Genomic DNA, 16,321 nt, shown 5'->3' with positions numbered 1-16,321 from the left:
TTTTAATTGTTGTAATAAAGTCTTGAGAATTGCACAATAAATATAGGGCAAATGAAAATGATGATTTCCATGAGGGCCTTACTTAGTTAACTTTTCGTTTTGTGAACTTTTTATTTAACCAGTTTAGAAGCATAGTAGCGATAATTGCCATAGAAATGGCCATACTATTAAATACAATATCAACAGGGTCGAAAACACGTTCAGGAAGAAAGTATTGGATTCCTTCATCCAGTGTTCCAAGAAAAATTCCTGATAGCCATGCAAGAATTGCAGGCAGCCATATGGAGCGCTCCGGAGCAATTTCCCTGCGAATTGCTTTGTGCAAGAGGATAGCCAGAGCACTGTATTCTATAAGATGACTTCTTTCCGGGGCACCCAGCCGAAAAAAGAACATGACATAGACCCCGATAATTCCGAATAATACCGCGTATTCGATCTTTGATGGTTTGCTAATTAAGCCGTGGAGTAAAACCGCGATCCCAACCATAAACATCCCAAAAAGAAAGAACACAGCCTGTACATTTTGATCCCTGAGTTCGTTAGCAAGAGGTTGCCCGATAAACAGGGTGGAAAGTATGGTGAGATATACAATAAGAACGGCCAGCCACAGGTACCTCTTCCTTATATTGGTATTTGTATCCATCTAAAGTGGTTAACCTACATTCTAAATTGTAATTTACAATATTTATAAGTCTTAGAAATTTAATTTATTGACCACCTTCATTACAGTATTCCAATTCCTGGTTGTGATTTCTTTGCCGTAGATTTTTTCAAGGAATTCCATGGCCTTGGGGGTTTTGCTTTTATTCAGATCGAGTACGCTGCAGACCATTCCTTTGGCGACAAAGATGATCTTTATTGAGGCATCCTCGTTTTCTGAGGGGCTGGGAATCATATCTTCCTTTTCTTCTTTTAAGAAAGTAACATAAAATTTGATCCCCTCCTTCAACGCTTCACCCTTAAAAGGATCCGCCTTTGTTAGTTTTAAAATTCGGTCAGCTTTTATAGTAGTAACTGGTATCTCAAATCCAAATACATCTGCAATCCGGGACGAAATCACGATACTCAGTTTTTCTTCATCTTCCTCCTGCGCTCGGAATATTACATTGCCGGAATTTAACAAGGTTGAAACCTCTGTAAACCCCATCTGTTCCATTTCGTGCCTAAGTTGAGCCATTGGCACTTTATGATGACCTCCTACATTTATTCCCCTTAAAAAAATTACATAAGTAATCATATTCTGTATGGGATTCGAACCCTGTAATTAGATATCCTGAACGATGAACACAGCATTATTGTTGAGATCGAAGAATCCAAACTCATGAGTACCCCAGGGTGTATTTAATCGCAATTTGTCCTTTTCAACAGTGCCTCTTTCTACAAACTCTTCAAAATACGGCACAATTTCCTGAACAAAGATTTTTATTACAGATCCATGAACCGGATCTTCATCAGTTCCACGATGAAACTGTAAATGGAATTCGAGTTTTTCCCTCTGTAAACCTGCATAACCCTTATCACCAAAAGCATAATTAAAACCGGTATGCTTTTTATACCATGCCAGATCGCGCTCAATATCAGATGAGGAGAGGACAGGAATTATTTGTAATGAGGTTTGAGCTGAATTCATATCACAATATAAGTCTGTTTAAGTTAAGGAGTAATTTTTGGATCATTACACCATTTGGGTGGCAATACTTCACATCAATACCCACTAATAAAATACAAAATCGGAAATTAACATGAGCCATAGTTTATATCGATCGAAGCCCGTTCGATAATAGAGTTTCATTTGGTAAATTTGGTACATTCTCAAGAAACCTAAATAATTAGAACATGGAAGATATAAACAATGGCAACGGATCGAGTTACCGGGCCAATGACGAAAGCAAATGCCCGTTTCTCAATGGAGACTTACAGCAGGTTGCAGGAGGTGGTACTACCAATCGCGATTGGTGGCCCAACTCATTAAATCTCAATATTCTCAGACAGCATTCTGAATTGGTTGACCCCATGGGCAAGGAATTCAACTATGCAAAAGAGTTTGAAAGTCTTGATTTAAAGGCGATTAAAAAGGATCTTACTGAGTTGATGACAGATTCTAAGGACTGGTGGCCGGCTGATTACGGCCATTACGGCCCTTTCTTCATTCGTATGGCATGGCATGCCGCAGGAACTTATCGAATTTCGGACGGACGCGGAGGAGGAGGTACCGGTGCACAGCGATTTGCCCCTTTGAACAGCTGGCCGGATAATGCCAACCTGGACAAAGCCAGAGTTCTTTTATGGCCGATTAAAAAGAAATACGGCAAAAAAATATCCTGGGCAGATTTACTTATCCTGGCCGGAAACGTTGCTCATGAATCCATGGGCTTGCCCATGTATGGATTTGCCGGTGGACGTGAAGATATTTATCAGCCGGAAGAAGATATTTACTGGGGTTCAGAAACAGAATGGCTTGGAAACAAGGCACGCTACAATGAAGAGGGTGAACTGGAAAGACAAATGGGCGCTGCGCACATGGGTCTAATCTATGTAAATCCGGAAGGCCCGAACGCTAACCCAGATCCTGTGGCTGCGGCTCATGACATCAGGGAGACCTTTGGAAGAATGGCAATGAATGATTATGAGACCGTTGCTTTGATCGCCGGAGGGCATACTTTTGGTAAAACTCACGGAGCTGCGAGTGATGCAGATTATCTTGAGGCCGAACCTGCCGGGGCTCCAATTGAATTACAGAGTCTTGGATGGAAAAGTAACTTTAAGACTGGCATAGGTTCGGATACCATAACGAGCGGACTGGAAGGTGCGTGGACAGATACGCCTATCAAGTGGAGTCATAAGTACCTCGAAAATCTTTTCGGCTACGAATGGGAACTTACTAAAAGTCCGGCCGGAGCATGGCAATACCAGCCTAAGGATGGAGCAGGAGCAGGGACTATTCCTGACGCACATGATCCTGAAAAGAAACACGCTCCGTTTATGTTGGTGACCGACCTCTCCCTTAGAATGGATCCGGCTTATGAAAAAATTTCAAGACACTTCCTCGAAAACCCGAAAGAATTTAAAGAGGCCTACCAAAAAGCCTGGTATAAACTTACCCACCGCGACATGGGCCCAAAAACTCGCTTCCTTGGACCTGAGGTTCCCTCTGAAGACTTGATCTGGCAAGATCCTGTTCCTGCAGTAGACCATGAATTAATTAATGAGAATGATATTGAGGAGCTTAAGAAAACTATTCTGAGCTCTGGATTAACAGTATCCGAATTGGTAGGTGCCGCCTGGGCATCAGCTTCTACTTTCAGAGGTTCTGACAACCGTGGTGGAGCAAATGGAGCCAGGGTAAGGCTCGAACCACAGAATCAGTGGGAAGTAAATAATCCTGTTCAATTAGGAAAGGTACTGGACAAGCTCACTAAGGTTCAAAACGACTTTAATGCTTCTCAAAAAGGAGATAAAAAGGTATCTCTTGCAGATCTGATAATTCTCGGGGGAAGTGCTGCAGTGGAAAAAGCCGCGAAGGATGCAGGGAAAGAGGTATCAGTACCATTTGCACCCGGACGCACGGATGCCTCTGCTGAAATGACCGATGCAGAAGCATTTGAAGTACTCGAGCCCATGGCCGACGGATTCAGGAATTACAGAAAAATTAAATCAGCTGTATCTACTGAAGATATGTTGGTAGACAAAGCTCAGCTGATGACCCTGACGGCTCCTGAAATGACTGTACTGGTAGGGGGTATGAGAACACTCGATGCGAACTATGACGGTTCAAAACACGGGGTGTTTACGGATAAACCGGGTACTCTCAGCAACGACTTCTTTGTTAACCTCCTTGATATGAGCAATGAATGGAAAGCGATTGATGATGATCAGGAAGTTTTCGAAAGTCACGACAGGAGTACAGGAGAGAAAAAATGGACAGGAACACGGGTAGATCTGATATTTGGTTCTAACACCGAACTTAGAGCACTGGCTGAGGTATATGCCTCGGACGATGCCAACGATAAGTTTGTACATGACTTTGTAAAGGCATGGAACAAGGTGATGAATCTCGATCGATTTGACCTGGCCTAAACTTAGCCTCACATTAAAAATAAATGGCCCCGGAAGGGGCCATTTTTATTAACTAAGTGTTTTGTTTATTAGGGACTACTCTGCAGCAATTTGAGCAGCAAGCCCGTTTACATCGAAATAATCTGACGCACTGGCGATCTTACCTTCATCATTAACAGAAATAAGTGCGTAGAATTTCACACCTATGGGTTTCCCGGTTTCGGTATGTGTAGCGTTCCAGGTGCCATAGACACGAATATTAACAGGTTCATCGGTGGCAGTCCCCTCAGGAAATACTGAACCAGACCAATATCCATTAGCGGTGGTCTCTGGTGTGACTACTCCGGGAGTAAACTGGATGTCCTCAAAATTTTCGTGATAATTCTTTAACGCTCCCAAAAGATCTTCTTTGCCAAGCCACTGGTTGCCATTGTATTGTGGAGGGCTCCACTGCAGAGTATCAGAAAGCATATTGCCTAAGGCTTCCAGATTTTCAGCCTCATGAGCTTTGTAAAATGCACTGATAATGGCAACCTTAGATTCAAATGCGGCATAATCAGGGGTTTCTTTTGGGGTCATTTCTTCTTCGGGGGTAGCCTGTTTACATGCAGAAAATGCGCATAGCGCCATGATCCCCAGGGTAATAAATTGTTTTTTCATCGTTTGGTATTTAATTGGTTATTAGGAACTCAATTTACAAAAAAAAACAACGTAAAGTTGAGCAATACCTGAGGGCTATATTGAGGGCGTAGAATAAATTATTGATATACTCTCACATAGTCGATCTCCAAAGTAGCATCTGTAAAATCTGTGGAAATCTCACCGCCCAAATTGCCTCCCATGGCAATATTCAATAGGAGATAATGTGGATTGTCATAGGGCTTATCCTGTGTGTTTGACAATTCATAGACCAGGATGTCATCAACTAAAACTTTCATACTGCTGCTATCCCATTCCAGTACGTACAGGTGAAATTCCTGAGTTGAATCCGGGACTGCAGTTTCTGATCCTTCACTTTGATACGCCCCTGTATTCGTATTTCCCCAATGGAAATAAGCAATGGTATTGATCTTATCCCATCCCCTTTGCTCCATGATATCGATTTCCCCACAAGCAGGCCATCCCACATTTCCATACTGTTGCCCAAAATAGTTTCCAGTTTCGTTAATATTGGCCCCCAGGGTCCAGATAGCGGGCCAGGTACCGGCTTCGGCAGGTAATTTAGCCCTTACTTCCACTCTTCCATAAGTGAAAGCAAATTTGGAATTCAAACGGGCTGATGTATAGGATTTAGATACGCCGCCGCTGGTATACGACTCCTTTAGTGCCTTGATCTTCAGGGTGCCATTGCTTACAAAAGAGTTTTCCGACCGGTCCGTATAGTGCTGAAGTTCATCATTGTACCAGCTGCCGTTATTTGGTCCTATCACCTGGTGGTGCCATTTTGAGGAGTCGGGACTTCCATTGTATTCAAATTCATCTGAAAATACCAGGGTGCCTTCTTCTTCCTCTTCACTTGCTTCTTCCTCCAGAGCTCCCTTAAAGATGCTTACTGAGCGCGTCTCGGAAATGGATTCTCCGGTCGCGGAATAGGCAAGCACTTCTACGGCGTAGGAATGTGTTCCTTCCCGCTCAAAGGTATGACTCATGGTTCTGGAAGTGGTTTCCTGCAATTCTCCGTTGTCAAATCTATAGGCGTATCCTACCGCATCCTGGGCAAATGCACTCACTCTCACTTCTCCTGATCCGTCACCAGCAGGTTGAGTATCTGAAGCACCAACAACAGTGATGATCACGGTCAGATTCGATGGTTTGAGCACAGGCTCTGCATCTGAGGAACTACAGGAGATCACCAGCAAAAAGGCAAGCATGAAGGAACTGAAAACATTGGGTTTTACGTTCACCTTTATATATTTGATTTTGACCATGAGGATATATTACTTACTTCGGTCGTCAATGATACTGATTTTTTAGGTGATATCCCGGTTTTGGCGATTGCAGATCGGCGGAAGGGGAGTCATTCCGATACCTGAGATTGGGTTTCCCTGAGGATCTCCTCGATCAATACCTCTGACTCTTCAAGGCGGATTAGGACTTGCTGGTTCATCCACAAGGTGTTGTCCAGCATGTTTTCAAACTCTATTTTATGAAATAGGGGATAATAATCCGGTTTCAAATTGGAATTTCCGGACCAGAAGTAACCTGCATTAGAATCCATTTCCTTAAATGAAATGAAGGGCAATAAAAATGGGATGAAGTGGTTGTTGGTCCAGTAGTCCAGTTTTTCCTCCCGCCTCACCCGAACGGAAGAAATGGCATTCCATTGCTGAAATAAGGTGGTGATGGGTTCGTTCCTGAAGAGCCTCAACTGTCCGCTTTGTATAATGCTGTTAATGGAATTCTCAGAAAGCCCGAGTTCTTCGCCAAGGAAACTATTGTAAAAAATACTGTCCAGATTTTGAGCCTCCAGGGTCTCCCGGTTGCTGCCGACCAGTTCCAGAAGGGTATTCAGGTTTATCATGGTCTGTTGACAGGCGGTTTTATAGTCGGCCAATAATATTTTGTTAGCCTCGAATTCGAGCTGTACCTTTTGGAGCAGATTTTGCTTTTCTTTCAGATCGAGCCGGTCCTGGTTCCAGTTGTTGATCTGAAGGGCCAGCAGTATCCCGATAACGACCAGTACAATTTCTCCAATGGCGTATTTTAAATACTTTCCTGTTTTATTTTTCTCCATAAGTTCCAGCCTGATTTGTCTAAAGAATTTTAGCATGGTGTATCAATAATTATCTCGTTCGCAAGTGTACCAGACGAGCTCTTCCATATCGGGAAAATAGGGGGCATATTTGTCAAAGTGCATCCCCGCTTTCTCCATGACCCGAATCGAGGCCCTGTTTTCCTTCATGGCGATAGCGACGATGCGCTCTAATTCGAGATCGCTGAATGCATACCCCAAAATCGCTCGGGTGGCCTCGGTGGCCAGGCCTTTCCCCCAGAATTGAGGCAGGAATCTATACCCTACATCGATCTCGTCGAACTCCGGTAAATAAGCCAGCCCGGACCAGCCAATAAATTGATTTCCATCTTTTAAAACGGTAGCCCAGCGCCCATAGCCGTAGGTAATGTAGTCGTGCATTTTTTCCTCGATCTTTTCTCGGATACCAGCACCGGTGGTGATCACCGCCTCACCCGTGTATCGCTGTACCTCGGGATGGGAATGTAATCGCAGCATGTCTTCGGCGTCATCCGGGCATAGTTCCCTTAATACAAGGCGGTCGGTTTCGAGGATGGGTGTTGGTTTCAAATATTTCAAATTAGGTACTTCCTAAAGATAGTGTTTAACCCAGAAGTGAAAGGCAGATTATTAATTTATGAAAGCTATCCGCCACGCTTCGCATGTCGCTGCTTTTTCCTTTTTTGCAAACTCGAGCGAGCTCGGTTTGCAGCTATGTGTTCCTTAAAGTTCACATACTTGCTATTTGGAATTTGGAATTTGGAATTTGGAGCTTGCTTTACAAAGAAAGCCATCAACCTCGCCTTAGCGAGGTCTTAGCTTCTTCTTTGCTGAAATGCTTGCTTTATCTTGAATTTTGGTGCTTGGAATTTGGAATTTCCCCAGGGGCCTGGATTCTTTCCTCAACTTCGTTTCTGAAAGGGCCTGGGGGGTAGCTTTACAAAGAAAGTTGTCATAGCACAACATATTTATCAGCGGTATTTGACGACTGGAGGAACCATAATTGATCTGACGTCTGCAGCCCATTGGACCGAGTTACTCAAGTAATAATTCCTTATCCCAGGCCGGGTCCCAGTCGCCTTGTTCTTTAAGGTATTCTATGACCTCTGCCCGCTGGCGGTGGGTTTCATCCAAAACTTTATTTATAAAATCCATAAATAGAGGTTCCTTCTCTAAGTCCTGAAAATCACCCATTCTATAATTCTCTAGAATAGGATACCGCCCTCTGTCCTTTTTTTCAAACCACGCCTTATCCAAGTGGTAAACAAGTGAATCAACCTCACCTTTCAAATAATAATAGTTTTTCAAGGCATAAAAATTTTCATGCCAGCCTTTTTCATTTTCATACAGTTGCTTGAGTATCATATCTATTTTATCGTCCTCTCCTTTTGCCTTTCGAATTTCTAAGAAAAAAATGATTATGCGGTACTCATAATTTGGCAATTTGCCATCGGAATCTATAGAATCGAGTGTTTTAGAGAGTTCTGGATAAAGAGATTTTAAAAGTTCTTCTGCCTTCGCATATTGATGCAATGAAATGTATTGTTTTACAAGAGATATAGTTGCCTCATCCTCCGATATTTTACCGTTTGCTGCCCACGCCTTAATCAGATCTATGTTGTCCCTAAAGTCCTTATTAAATAAGTATAATTTCGATTGTCTTCCTAAGATTAATCTGTTGCTGGGGTACCTACCTTGTAGTAAATTGACAAATCTTTCTGCTATTGGTGCTAAGTCTAGACTCAAGCAGCGATCTACCATAAGAGCCAATTGGAAAGCCTCATACTGATTGTCCTCTCGAGTTTTATGAATGGTAATAAATGATCCGGCCAAATCACCATAAGGTTCTCTCCAAAGGATACTGGCCTTTCTTCCTGCAGTAAGCCAAGCTGAAGGATCTTCCTCCAACATACGATTTATGAGTTCCCAGGCCTTCTCGGGCTCATCTTCATTGTAATAGTATACACCAGCCAATCTGTAGACATAGGTGTCGTTATAGGGGTCAAGTTGATATGCCTTTTTCAAGGCCTGGATAGCTCCAGATTGCATACCCATCCGCTCCAGCTGATTGCCCAATGCATAGTATGCCGGGGCATAGTTATCATTTATTTGGATAGCCTTTCGGACATAGGCTAGTGCTTTGGAAGTATCCCTGTTAATTACACCTTCCACTCTGGCTGAAGCCGTAAGTACTTCAGGCAATTCTGCATCTATGCTTTGTGCTTTATGAAGGTGATCCTGCATCTTTTCAACCATTATGTCACGGTTCAATTCTCCATAATTATGTAGGAGTTGATAAAGAATGACAAGTTCTGCATGGGCTTTGGCAAAATCGGGTTCAAGGATAATGGCTTCTTCGATTAAGGTAATCGCTTGCCTAAGAGATTCCTGATCACGCTTTTGACCTAATTGCTCACCTTTCAGATAAAGTTTATATGCTTCAGTGTTTTTGGCAACCTTTTTACGTAACCGAAGGAACTCATCCGGAAAAACATCAACTCTTAATTCTCTAACTACGTTATCTGCAATGTCATCTTCAAGGTCCATCACTGTTTCAAAATCCTGGTCGTACTTCTTTTGCCATTGAACCCTGCCGTTTAAGGTATTAATTAGTCTGGTCGATAATCGAATGCGATTACTTTCCAATAAGAGGTCCCCTTCCATTAAGTAATTTACATTCAGTTTTTGTCTAATTTCCTTAACAAGATCACCTTGTATTCTGAACTGTGAACTTGAAGTTTTGCCAATTACCACCAAGCCACTTACTTTACTTAACTTATCACTAATTGCGCCACTTAGGGCTTCCGACATAAAGGAAAGGCTATCGACCGTGCTCAAAAAGTTAAATGGCAATACAGCAATGCTGGCCTCCTGGTTCTGATTTGATTTTTCGGATAAGAACAGTTTATCGACTAGCAAAAAGCAAACAGCAATCGAAAGGACGCCTATAATGAAATAATTCAACCTTCGCCCAGCCTTCTTGTTATCTGCTGCCTCCTCCTGATAGGTGCCGGTTCTTTTAAACCCTTTGGGAGTTAGCTCATACAGCCAGGCAAGAACCAGGGTAATTGGTAATCCAACTATGAGAATTTTGGTTAGTAATGTACCAAGGGTATCCGGCCATCCCAGATTGGGCCCAATGACATCCACAATTTGCAGGAGAAGCCAGCTGGTAATCAGATAGGCCGCACCAGCTTTATAAACATTACGTTTTTTAAGTTCCTCGAAGAATTTCAAGGTTTAGAGCAATTTGATTAACTACTTCAATGTACAAAAAAGTCTTTAATAGTTTGAAATGGTGGCTCTTATCGGCTTTACAAAGAAACCCATCAACCTCGCCCTTGCGAGGTTATGTCTTTACCTTTTTCCGCAAACTCGAGCGAGCTCGGTTTGCAGCTATGTGTTCCTTAAAGACCACATACTTGTTACTTGGAATTTGGAATTTGGAGCTTGTAGCGTGGCACTTGGTGCTTGGAATTTGGAGCTTGGAATTTCCCTTAGGAAACTGGATTCTTTCCTCAACTTCGTTTCGGAAAGGGCCTTGGGGGTAGCTTTACAAAGAAAGCCATCCGCCTTGTAAATCGAGACTTTGGTTTTTGCTCTCCATCAAACCAGCTATACTCTGGGATTTGGAATTTGGAATTTGGAGCTTGGAGCTTGGAGCTTGGAGCTTGGAATTTGGAATTTCCCCAGGGGCCTGGATTCTTTCCTCAACTTCGTTTCGGAAAGGGCCTGGGGGGTAGCTTTACAAAGAAAGCCGGTCTCAGTGCTTGCGCACTGGCCGCTTTTTCATTTGTTCCAAAGCTCAAGCAAGCTTGGCTTTTCCACAAATAAAAAACCGATCGCTTTCAGCGACCGGTTTTCTTTGTAGCGGGGACTGGACTCGAACCAGCGACCTTCGGGTTATGAGCCCGACGAGCTACCTACTGCTCTACCCCGCGATGTGGACGGCAAAGATACAACGGTTTTTTAGGAATATCAAGATTTGCTCTCAGAATTATTTGATGGCCGGGGCCCGACTAAAAAACGAAAAATACCTACCTTCGGAACTTCAGCTTGCCTATGGAAAAATTAAATGATTTTCTCTCCAGCCTGATTCCCTACACGGAGTGGCCTATGTTTATTCTTTTGATAGGAGGCGGGCTCTTCCTGGTTTTTTATTCGAGATTTTTACCCTACCGCTTCTTTGGTCACGCTATTGCCATCACCTCGGGAAAGTATGATGATAAAAATGCAAAAGGTGATGTAAGTTCCTTTCAGGCACTATCAGCTGCTGTGGCGGCAACTGTTGGCCTGGGAAATATCTCCGGTGTGGCCATAGCCATTCACGATGGAGGCCCCGGGGTAGTCTTCTGGATCTGGATTACGGCGCTGATAGGCATGTGTATTAAATTCTATTCCTGTAGCCTGTCTATCATGTTCAGAGGCACAGACTCAGAAGGTAAATTACAAGGAGGACCTATGTTCTACATAACACAGGGAATGGGTGCTAAGGCTCGCCCGCTGGCGGTATTCTTTTGTATTTGTGGCCTTTTTGGCTTTCTCGGAGTGTTTACTGCGAATCAGTTTACAGAGACCTTTATGAGTGTGGTTAATCCGGCGGAGACCCTCTATGCCACCAGTGATTTTAACTGGAAACTGGGGATAGGTCTTATCCTTGCCGTCATTACCTCTTTTGTGATTTTCGGGGGACTGACCAAAATTGCAAAAGTGGCCTCAGCCATTGTCCCTTTTATGGTGTTGGTCTACCTGGCAGCTGTCATCGTGGTTATGGTAATGAATTCGGAACTTGTCTGGCCTTCCCTTAAAATGATCGTTTCAGAAGCATGGAATTTTAATACGGTAGTAACCGGAGGCTTTTGGGGCCTTGTCATTATCGGGATACGAAGAGCTATGTTTTCTAACGAAGCCGGGCTGGGAAGTGCTCCCATGTATCACGGGCAGTCAAAAAATGATGAGCCTATAAAAGAGGGCCTGGTGGCTATGCTCGGCCCGTTTATTGACACCATTATGGTATGTACGTTTACCGCAGTGGTTATTATCCTCAGTGGAGCGTATTTAGAAGATGGAAGCGGGATAGTGATGACACTCACAGCGTTCAGGCGAACACTTTTTGGGTATGGAGATGAATTACTTATGATTATCGTTTCAGCCTTCGCCCTTTCTACCTTATTTACCTACTCTTATTACGGAGTAAAGAGTTTGTCCTTCCTTTCTAATGCAAAAATTGGAAAGTGGTACAATGTGTATTTTGTGCTGATGATTGTTTTTGCTGCCGTAGCTTCCCTCGATCTGGTTAAAAACCTGATCGACCTTTCTTATGCCTTAATGGTCATTCCAAATATGATCGCAGTGTTGTACCTTGCACCCAAAGTAAATGCAGCATCCAAAAAATACTTTGCTCAACTAAAAAATGGAAAAACATAAAGCCGGCTTTGTCAATATTATAGGAAATCCCAATGTGGGGAAGTCTACGCTGATGAACGCATTTATCGGGGAAAAGCTCTCTATAATTACCTCCAAAGCACAGACAACCCGGCACAGGATCCTGGGGATCGTCAATGGAGACGATTTTCAAATGATCTTGTCTGATACCCCCGGCATCATAAAACCCGCCTACGAACTGCAAAGTGCCATGATGGATTTTGTGAAGTCGGCCTTTGAAGATGCAGATGTTTTGTTATATATGGTTGAGATCGGGGAGAGAGCACTTAAGGACGAGTCTTTTTTCAGCAGGTTAAAGGAGAGTAAGATCCCTGTTCTGTTGTTGCTCAATAAGATCGATACTGCAGACCAGGCATTGCTTGAAGAGCAGGTGCAATACTGGCAGGAACAATTGCCGGAGGCAGAATTGCATCCCATTTCAGCTCTGACCAATTTTAACGTCAAGAATGTCTTTGAACGAATAGTAGCCTTGTTGCCGGAAGCTCCTCCCTATTTTCCAAAAGATCAGTTAACGGACCGTCCTGAACGCTTTTTTGTGAACGAGACCATTCGGGAAAAGATATTAAAGCACTACAAAAAAGAAATTCCCTATGCCGTAGAAATTGAGACCGAGGAATTCCTGGAGGCAGAAGATATCATCAGGATCAGTGCAGTGATTATGGTAGAGCGAAACTCTCAAAAAGGGATTTTAATCGGCCATAAGGGTAGTGCACTTAAAAGGGTTGGTGTTGAAGCCCGGAAAGACCTTGAACAATTCTTTGGAAAACAGGTTCACATTGAACTCTACGTAAAAGTCAATAAGAACTGGAGAAGCAACAGTAATCAGTTAAAACGTTTTGGCTACCAATCCTAGTTACTAATCCTTTCCCAGGATGTCTTCCATAAAGGAATACAGCGCTTGCATTTGTGATTTGCCTTTCTTTTTTCCCGCTCGCCCAAAGGCATACAAAACAAACCAGAGGGCAACCAAAAGCCCCATAATGCCTAACTGCCAAACGTACGGCTTATCAAGCGCTGCACTGCTGTAGGCCCATATGCCAAAAATGACGAAAAAGGTTCCTACTCCAAAATGCAAGAACATAAAAAAGGTCCACAGGGTAGGGTTGGGGCCAAACAAGCCGTATAATGTGCTACCGCCTTCTTCCTTCTCAACGATCTCCAACTGAAGCTGTGGCGACCAAAAATGCACTTCTTGCTTGTTGAATTTGATAAAGACGTGGTCATCCAAACGTTTAATTATAAAGGGTGGGCGTTTTGTTTTTTCAAAAGCGTTGAGTAGCTTTTCATTGCTGGCTTCCTGCTCTAATTGAAAGCGGGGCCTTAAAACAATCTCCGAGGGAAGTGTATTTATACCTTTCACTTTATCCTTGTCATAGCTTATACTTGATTAAAAAATATTTAATCTAAGTATGAAATTAATCATCGAAATCCTTAATTATCGATAAAACGTATGAATTTATCGATGAAATGCATACATTTACGATCATTCTATGAAGAACGTCGTAATATTTGGGGCATCAGGTCACGGTAGCGTGGTGATGGATTGTATTGAAAAAGAAGGCAAATATAAAATTGTCGGTTTTATCGATTCCATCAAGAAAAAAGGTCATTTACATAACGGTTATCAAATCCTTGGAACCGAACTGGATTTACCTTATATCCGAGATAAATATTATGTTTTTGGTGGTATAGTCGCAATTGGGGATAATTGGACCAGAAAAGTTATTGTTAATAAGATCTCCAAATTGAGTCCAGGTTTTAAGTTTATATCCACTATTCACCCATTTACTTCAATAGGAAAAAACGTTACTATTGGCAATGGTGTGGTTGTAGCTCCCGGAGTTGTAATCAATGCTAATTCCTCTATCCGAAATCATTGTATTCTTAATACTTATTCTTCTCTAGATCACGACAGTGTATTACAAGAATTCTCAAGTTTGGCCCCACGAGTATGTACCGGTGGAAATTTTAAGTTAGGCAAATATTCTGCTGTTTGTTTAGGAAGTTACGTCATTGAAAATGTATCTATTGACGAACATAGCGTAATTGGTGCAGGTTCGTTGGTTTTAAAGGACGTTGGAAAAAATGTTGTCGTATATGGTTCCCCTGCAGAAATAATCCGAAAAAGAGAAGTGGGAGATCCTTATCTTGCCAATAGATCAGAATCCTTTCACTCACAGGAAAATACTTTACTGTTCGACAAACTATTCCGGATTCCGTAGTGCACCTTAAATCACTTATTTCGTAATAGATATTTCTAAATATTATTAAAATCAATAGTACTACCTTTGCCGTCAAGTTTTAAGCTATGAGCGCTATTGTTGCTATTGTGGGAAGGCCAAATGTTGGGAAGTCGACTTTGTTTAACCGACTCATTCAACGCCGTGAGGCTATTGTTGATGCCGTGAGTGGGGTAACACGAGATCGCCACTATGGGAAGAGCGATTGGAATGGAAAGGAGTTCACCGTAATCGATACAGGGGGCTACGTCCTGGGTAGCGATGATATCTTTGAAAAAGAAATTGATAAGCAGGTAGAACTGGCGATAGGCGAAGCCGATGCTATCATTTTTATGGTAGATGTTGAAACCGGTGTAACCGGGATGGATGAAGATGTGGCCAAATTACTGCGCCGTGTGGATAAGCCGATTTTTTTAGTGGTGAACAAAGTAGACAATGCCCAAAGGGCGCAGGATGCCGTGGAATTTTATTCTTTAGGCCTCGGAGAATACTTTTCTATCTCCAGTATGAACGGAAGTGGCAGCGGGGAGTTGTTAGACGAGTTGGTAAAAGCATTGCCCGAGAAGCCTGAAACTGAAAGTGAACTGCCAAGATTTGCCATTGTAGGAAGACCCAACGCCGGCAAATCATCTTTTATCAATGCTCTGATTGGGGAAGAACGTTATATAGTCACAGACGTGGCGGGAACCACCAGAGACAGTATAGATACCAAATACAACCGCTTTGGCTTTGAATTCAATCTGGTGGATACAGCTGGGATTAGAAGAAAAGCAAAGGTTAAGGAAGACCTGGAATTCTATTCGGTGATGCGATCCGTCAGGGCTATAGAGCATAGTGATGTCTGTATTCTTCTTTTGGATGCTACTAGGGGATTTGACGGGCAGGTGGAGAATATTTTCTGGCTTGCACAGCGAAACAACAAAGGGGTCGTCATTTTAGTCAATAAATGGGACCTTGTTGATAAAGATACACATGCAGTAAAAGAATACACCCGAAAGATCAAACAGGCGATAGAGCCCTTTACAGATGTTCCTATTTTGTTTATATCTGCCCTAACCAAGCAACGGATCTACAAGGCTATCGAAACGGCGGTAGAGGTCTTTACCAACCGCAGCAAGCGCATTCCCACCAGGAAACTCAATGACGTAATGCTCCCCATTATAGAACATACACCACCCCCGGCTTACAAAGGGAAATACGTGAAGATCAAGTTTATTACGCAATTGCCAACGCCTTATCCTCAATTTGCCTTTTTCTGTAATTTGCCGCAATATGTAAGGGAGCCCTACAAACGTTTTCTGGAAAACAAACTCAGGGATCATTTCGACTTTACCGGAGTACCGGTGACCATCTATATGCGTAAGAAATAAATGACGCTTAATTCAGTACAATGGTGTAGAAGGAAGAATAGGTTTCTGCATCAGTAAAAACATCATCAGAACTTAGCCCTGTAATTACAAGGCGGTCTCCGCAACAGGGGTCATTGGTAGTACTAAAAGTTACTTCCAGATTAAATTCGTAGTCCGTGTCCAGGGAAATGGTGTAGATATAGGTGCCCGCCTGCCAGTCGAAGCTCGAGATCTCTAATAGTCCGGTAGTTGCGCCCTGGGTATCGGGAAAAACTCGTATCTCTAGTTCTTCCGATGAATTTCCTGCCACTACAATATTTTCAAGGGTGTAGGTACCATTGGAAATCACGTTCTCCCCATCAGCAATCAGCTCCAGATTAATGGAATCATTAGCCGCACACAAGACTAAAGAACAATCTATATTATTCTCCTCATTACAACTTGATAAAGACAAACAAAAAAATAATACGACTAAGATTCTCTGCATAGAAGAGCGATTT

At 42.8% G+C, this 16,321-nt stretch carries 15 protein-coding genes and 1 tRNA gene; 5 read left to right on the top strand and 11 right to left on the bottom strand.

Going from position 1 to position 16,321, the window contains the following annotated elements; genetic code table 11:
• Positions 1–82 precede the first annotated feature (82 nt).
• The 3 genes from EQY75_RS10760 to EQY75_RS10750 are packed head-to-tail and all read right to left on the bottom strand — an operon-like array spanning position 83 to position 1,630.
• A complete protein-coding gene (locus tag EQY75_RS10760) occupies positions 83–643 on the bottom strand; it encodes a VanZ family protein (protein ID WP_129605743.1) in 561 nt (186 codons plus the stop codon).
• A 51-nt stretch (positions 644–694) separates the two neighbouring features.
• Entirely contained in the window at positions 695–1,237 is a 543-nt protein-coding gene (locus EQY75_RS10755) for a DUF1697 domain-containing protein (protein ID WP_129605741.1), read from the bottom strand.
• 27 nt (positions 1,238–1,264) lie between these two features.
• On the bottom strand, positions 1,265–1,630 hold the full coding sequence (locus EQY75_RS10750; RefSeq protein ID WP_129605739.1) for a VOC family protein: 366 nt from the start codon (positions 1,628–1,630) through the stop codon (positions 1,265–1,267).
• A gap of 206 nt (positions 1,631–1,836) precedes the next feature.
• On the opposite strand from EQY75_RS10750, the gene katG reads away from it, so the two are divergent.
• Complete coding sequence (katG, locus tag EQY75_RS10745; protein WP_129605737.1) at positions 1,837–4,077, top strand: catalase/peroxidase HPI; 2,241 nt, start codon at positions 1,837–1,839, stop codon at positions 4,075–4,077.
• Positions 4,078–4,152: 75 nt separating this feature from the next.
• On the opposite strand, the gene EQY75_RS10740 is transcribed toward katG, so the two are convergent.
• The 6 genes from EQY75_RS10740 to EQY75_RS10715 form a co-directional block, all read right to left on the bottom strand.
• The gene (locus tag EQY75_RS10740; protein ID WP_129605735.1) at positions 4,153–4,716 is read right to left on the bottom strand and encodes a nuclear transport factor 2 family protein; all 564 of its coding nucleotides are present in this window, start codon (positions 4,714–4,716) and stop codon (positions 4,153–4,155) included.
• Positions 4,717–4,814: 98 nt separating this feature from the next.
• Entirely contained in the window at positions 4,815–5,984 is a 1,170-nt protein-coding gene (locus tag EQY75_RS10735) for a glycoside hydrolase family 16 protein (protein ID WP_129605733.1), read from the bottom strand.
• An 89-nt stretch (positions 5,985–6,073) separates the two neighbouring features.
• Positions 6,074–6,826 (bottom strand): hypothetical protein, encoded by a 753-nt coding sequence (locus EQY75_RS10730; RefSeq protein WP_129605731.1) that lies wholly within the window; start codon positions 6,824–6,826, stop codon positions 6,074–6,076.
• 6 nt (positions 6,827–6,832) lie between these two features.
• The gene (locus tag EQY75_RS10725) at positions 6,833–7,357 is read right to left on the bottom strand and encodes a GNAT family N-acetyltransferase (protein WP_129605729.1); all 525 of its coding nucleotides are present in this window, start codon (positions 7,355–7,357) and stop codon (positions 6,833–6,835) included.
• Between the two features lie 465 nt (positions 7,358–7,822).
• On the bottom strand, positions 7,823–10,024 hold the full coding sequence (locus EQY75_RS10720) for a hypothetical protein (protein ID WP_129605728.1): 2,202 nt from the start codon (positions 10,022–10,024) through the stop codon (positions 7,823–7,825).
• A gap of 631 nt (positions 10,025–10,655) precedes the next feature.
• Positions 10,656–10,728, bottom strand: a tRNA-Met gene (locus EQY75_RS10715).
• Positions 10,729–10,849: 121 nt separating this feature from the next.
• On the opposite strand from EQY75_RS10715, the gene EQY75_RS10710 reads away from it, so the two are divergent.
• The gene (locus EQY75_RS10710; protein WP_129605726.1) at positions 10,850–12,214 is read left to right on the top strand and encodes an alanine/glycine:cation symporter family protein; all 1,365 of its coding nucleotides are present in this window, start codon (positions 10,850–10,852) and stop codon (positions 12,212–12,214) included.
• Positions 12,201–13,085: a GTPase Era gene (era, locus tag EQY75_RS10705; RefSeq protein ID WP_129605724.1), complete on the top strand. Its 885-nt coding sequence runs from the start codon at positions 12,201–12,203 to the stop codon at positions 13,083–13,085. The genes EQY75_RS10710 and era overlap by 14 nt, the downstream gene beginning before the upstream one ends.
• A 3-nt stretch (positions 13,086–13,088) precedes the next feature.
• On the opposite strand, the gene EQY75_RS10700 is transcribed toward era, so the two are convergent.
• Complete coding sequence (locus EQY75_RS10700) at positions 13,089–13,592, bottom strand: GTP-binding protein (RefSeq protein ID WP_342773988.1); 504 nt, start codon at positions 13,590–13,592, stop codon at positions 13,089–13,091.
• 130 nt (positions 13,593–13,722) lie between these two features.
• Here EQY75_RS10700 and EQY75_RS10695 point away from each other — a divergent pair, with 130 nt between their 5' ends.
• Positions 13,723–14,454 carry an acetyltransferase gene (locus EQY75_RS10695; protein ID WP_129605722.1) on the top strand — a complete coding sequence of 244 codons (732 nt, stop codon included), beginning with the start codon at positions 13,723–13,725 and terminating at the stop codon, positions 14,452–14,454.
• A gap of 86 nt (positions 14,455–14,540) precedes the next feature.
• Positions 14,541–15,842: a ribosome biogenesis GTPase Der gene (gene der / locus EQY75_RS10690; protein WP_129605720.1), complete on the top strand. Its 1,302-nt coding sequence runs from the start codon at positions 14,541–14,543 to the stop codon at positions 15,840–15,842.
• A 7-nt stretch (positions 15,843–15,849) separates the two neighbouring features.
• On the opposite strand, the gene EQY75_RS10685 is transcribed toward der, so the two are convergent.
• On the bottom strand, positions 15,850–16,308 hold the full coding sequence (locus EQY75_RS10685; RefSeq protein WP_129605718.1) for a hypothetical protein: 459 nt from the start codon (positions 16,306–16,308) through the stop codon (positions 15,850–15,852).
• Between the last annotated feature and the right edge of the window lie 13 nt (positions 16,309–16,321).

Source organism: Muriicola soli (assembly GCF_004139715.1).
GTDB classification, from domain to species: domain Bacteria; phylum Bacteroidota; class Bacteroidia; order Flavobacteriales; family Flavobacteriaceae; genus Muriicola; species Muriicola soli.
The sequence above is the reverse complement of the archived record's forward strand: the minus strand, read 5'-3'. Positions and strand labels throughout refer to the sequence as shown.

Bases quoted from the DNA above. Each gene is read 5' to 3' on its own strand.
- katG (WP_129605737.1), top strand. From the start codon at position 1,837: ATGGAAGATATAAACAATGGCAACGGATCGAGTTACCGGGCCAATGAC.
- EQY75_RS10735 (WP_129605733.1), bottom strand. From the start codon at position 5,984: ATGGTCAAAATCAAATATATAAAGGTGAACGTAAAACCCAATGTTTTC.
- EQY75_RS10730 (WP_129605731.1), bottom strand. From the start codon at position 6,826: ATGCTAAAATTCTTTAGACAAATCAGGCTGGAACTTATGGAGAAAAAT.
- der (WP_129605720.1), top strand. From the start codon at position 14,541: ATGAGCGCTATTGTTGCTATTGTGGGAAGGCCAAATGTTGGGAAGTCG.
- era (WP_129605724.1), top strand. From the start codon at position 12,201: ATGGAAAAACATAAAGCCGGCTTTGTCAATATTATAGGAAATCCCAAT.
- EQY75_RS10740 (WP_129605735.1), bottom strand. From the start codon at position 4,716: ATGAAAAAACAATTTATTACCCTGGGGATCATGGCGCTATGCGCATTT.
- EQY75_RS10760 (WP_129605743.1), bottom strand. From the start codon at position 643: ATGGATACAAATACCAATATAAGGAAGAGGTACCTGTGGCTGGCCGTT.
- EQY75_RS10710 (WP_129605726.1), top strand. From the start codon at position 10,850: ATGGAAAAATTAAATGATTTTCTCTCCAGCCTGATTCCCTACACGGAG.
- EQY75_RS10750 (WP_129605739.1), bottom strand. From the start codon at position 1,630: ATGAATTCAGCTCAAACCTCATTACAAATAATTCCTGTCCTCTCCTCA.
- EQY75_RS10685 (WP_129605718.1), bottom strand. From the start codon at position 16,308: ATGCAGAGAATCTTAGTCGTATTATTTTTTTGTTTGTCTTTATCAAGT.
- EQY75_RS10695 (WP_129605722.1), top strand. From the start codon at position 13,723: ATGAAGAACGTCGTAATATTTGGGGCATCAGGTCACGGTAGCGTGGTG.
- EQY75_RS10755 (WP_129605741.1), bottom strand. From the start codon at position 1,237: ATGATTACTTATGTAATTTTTTTAAGGGGAATAAATGTAGGAGGTCAT.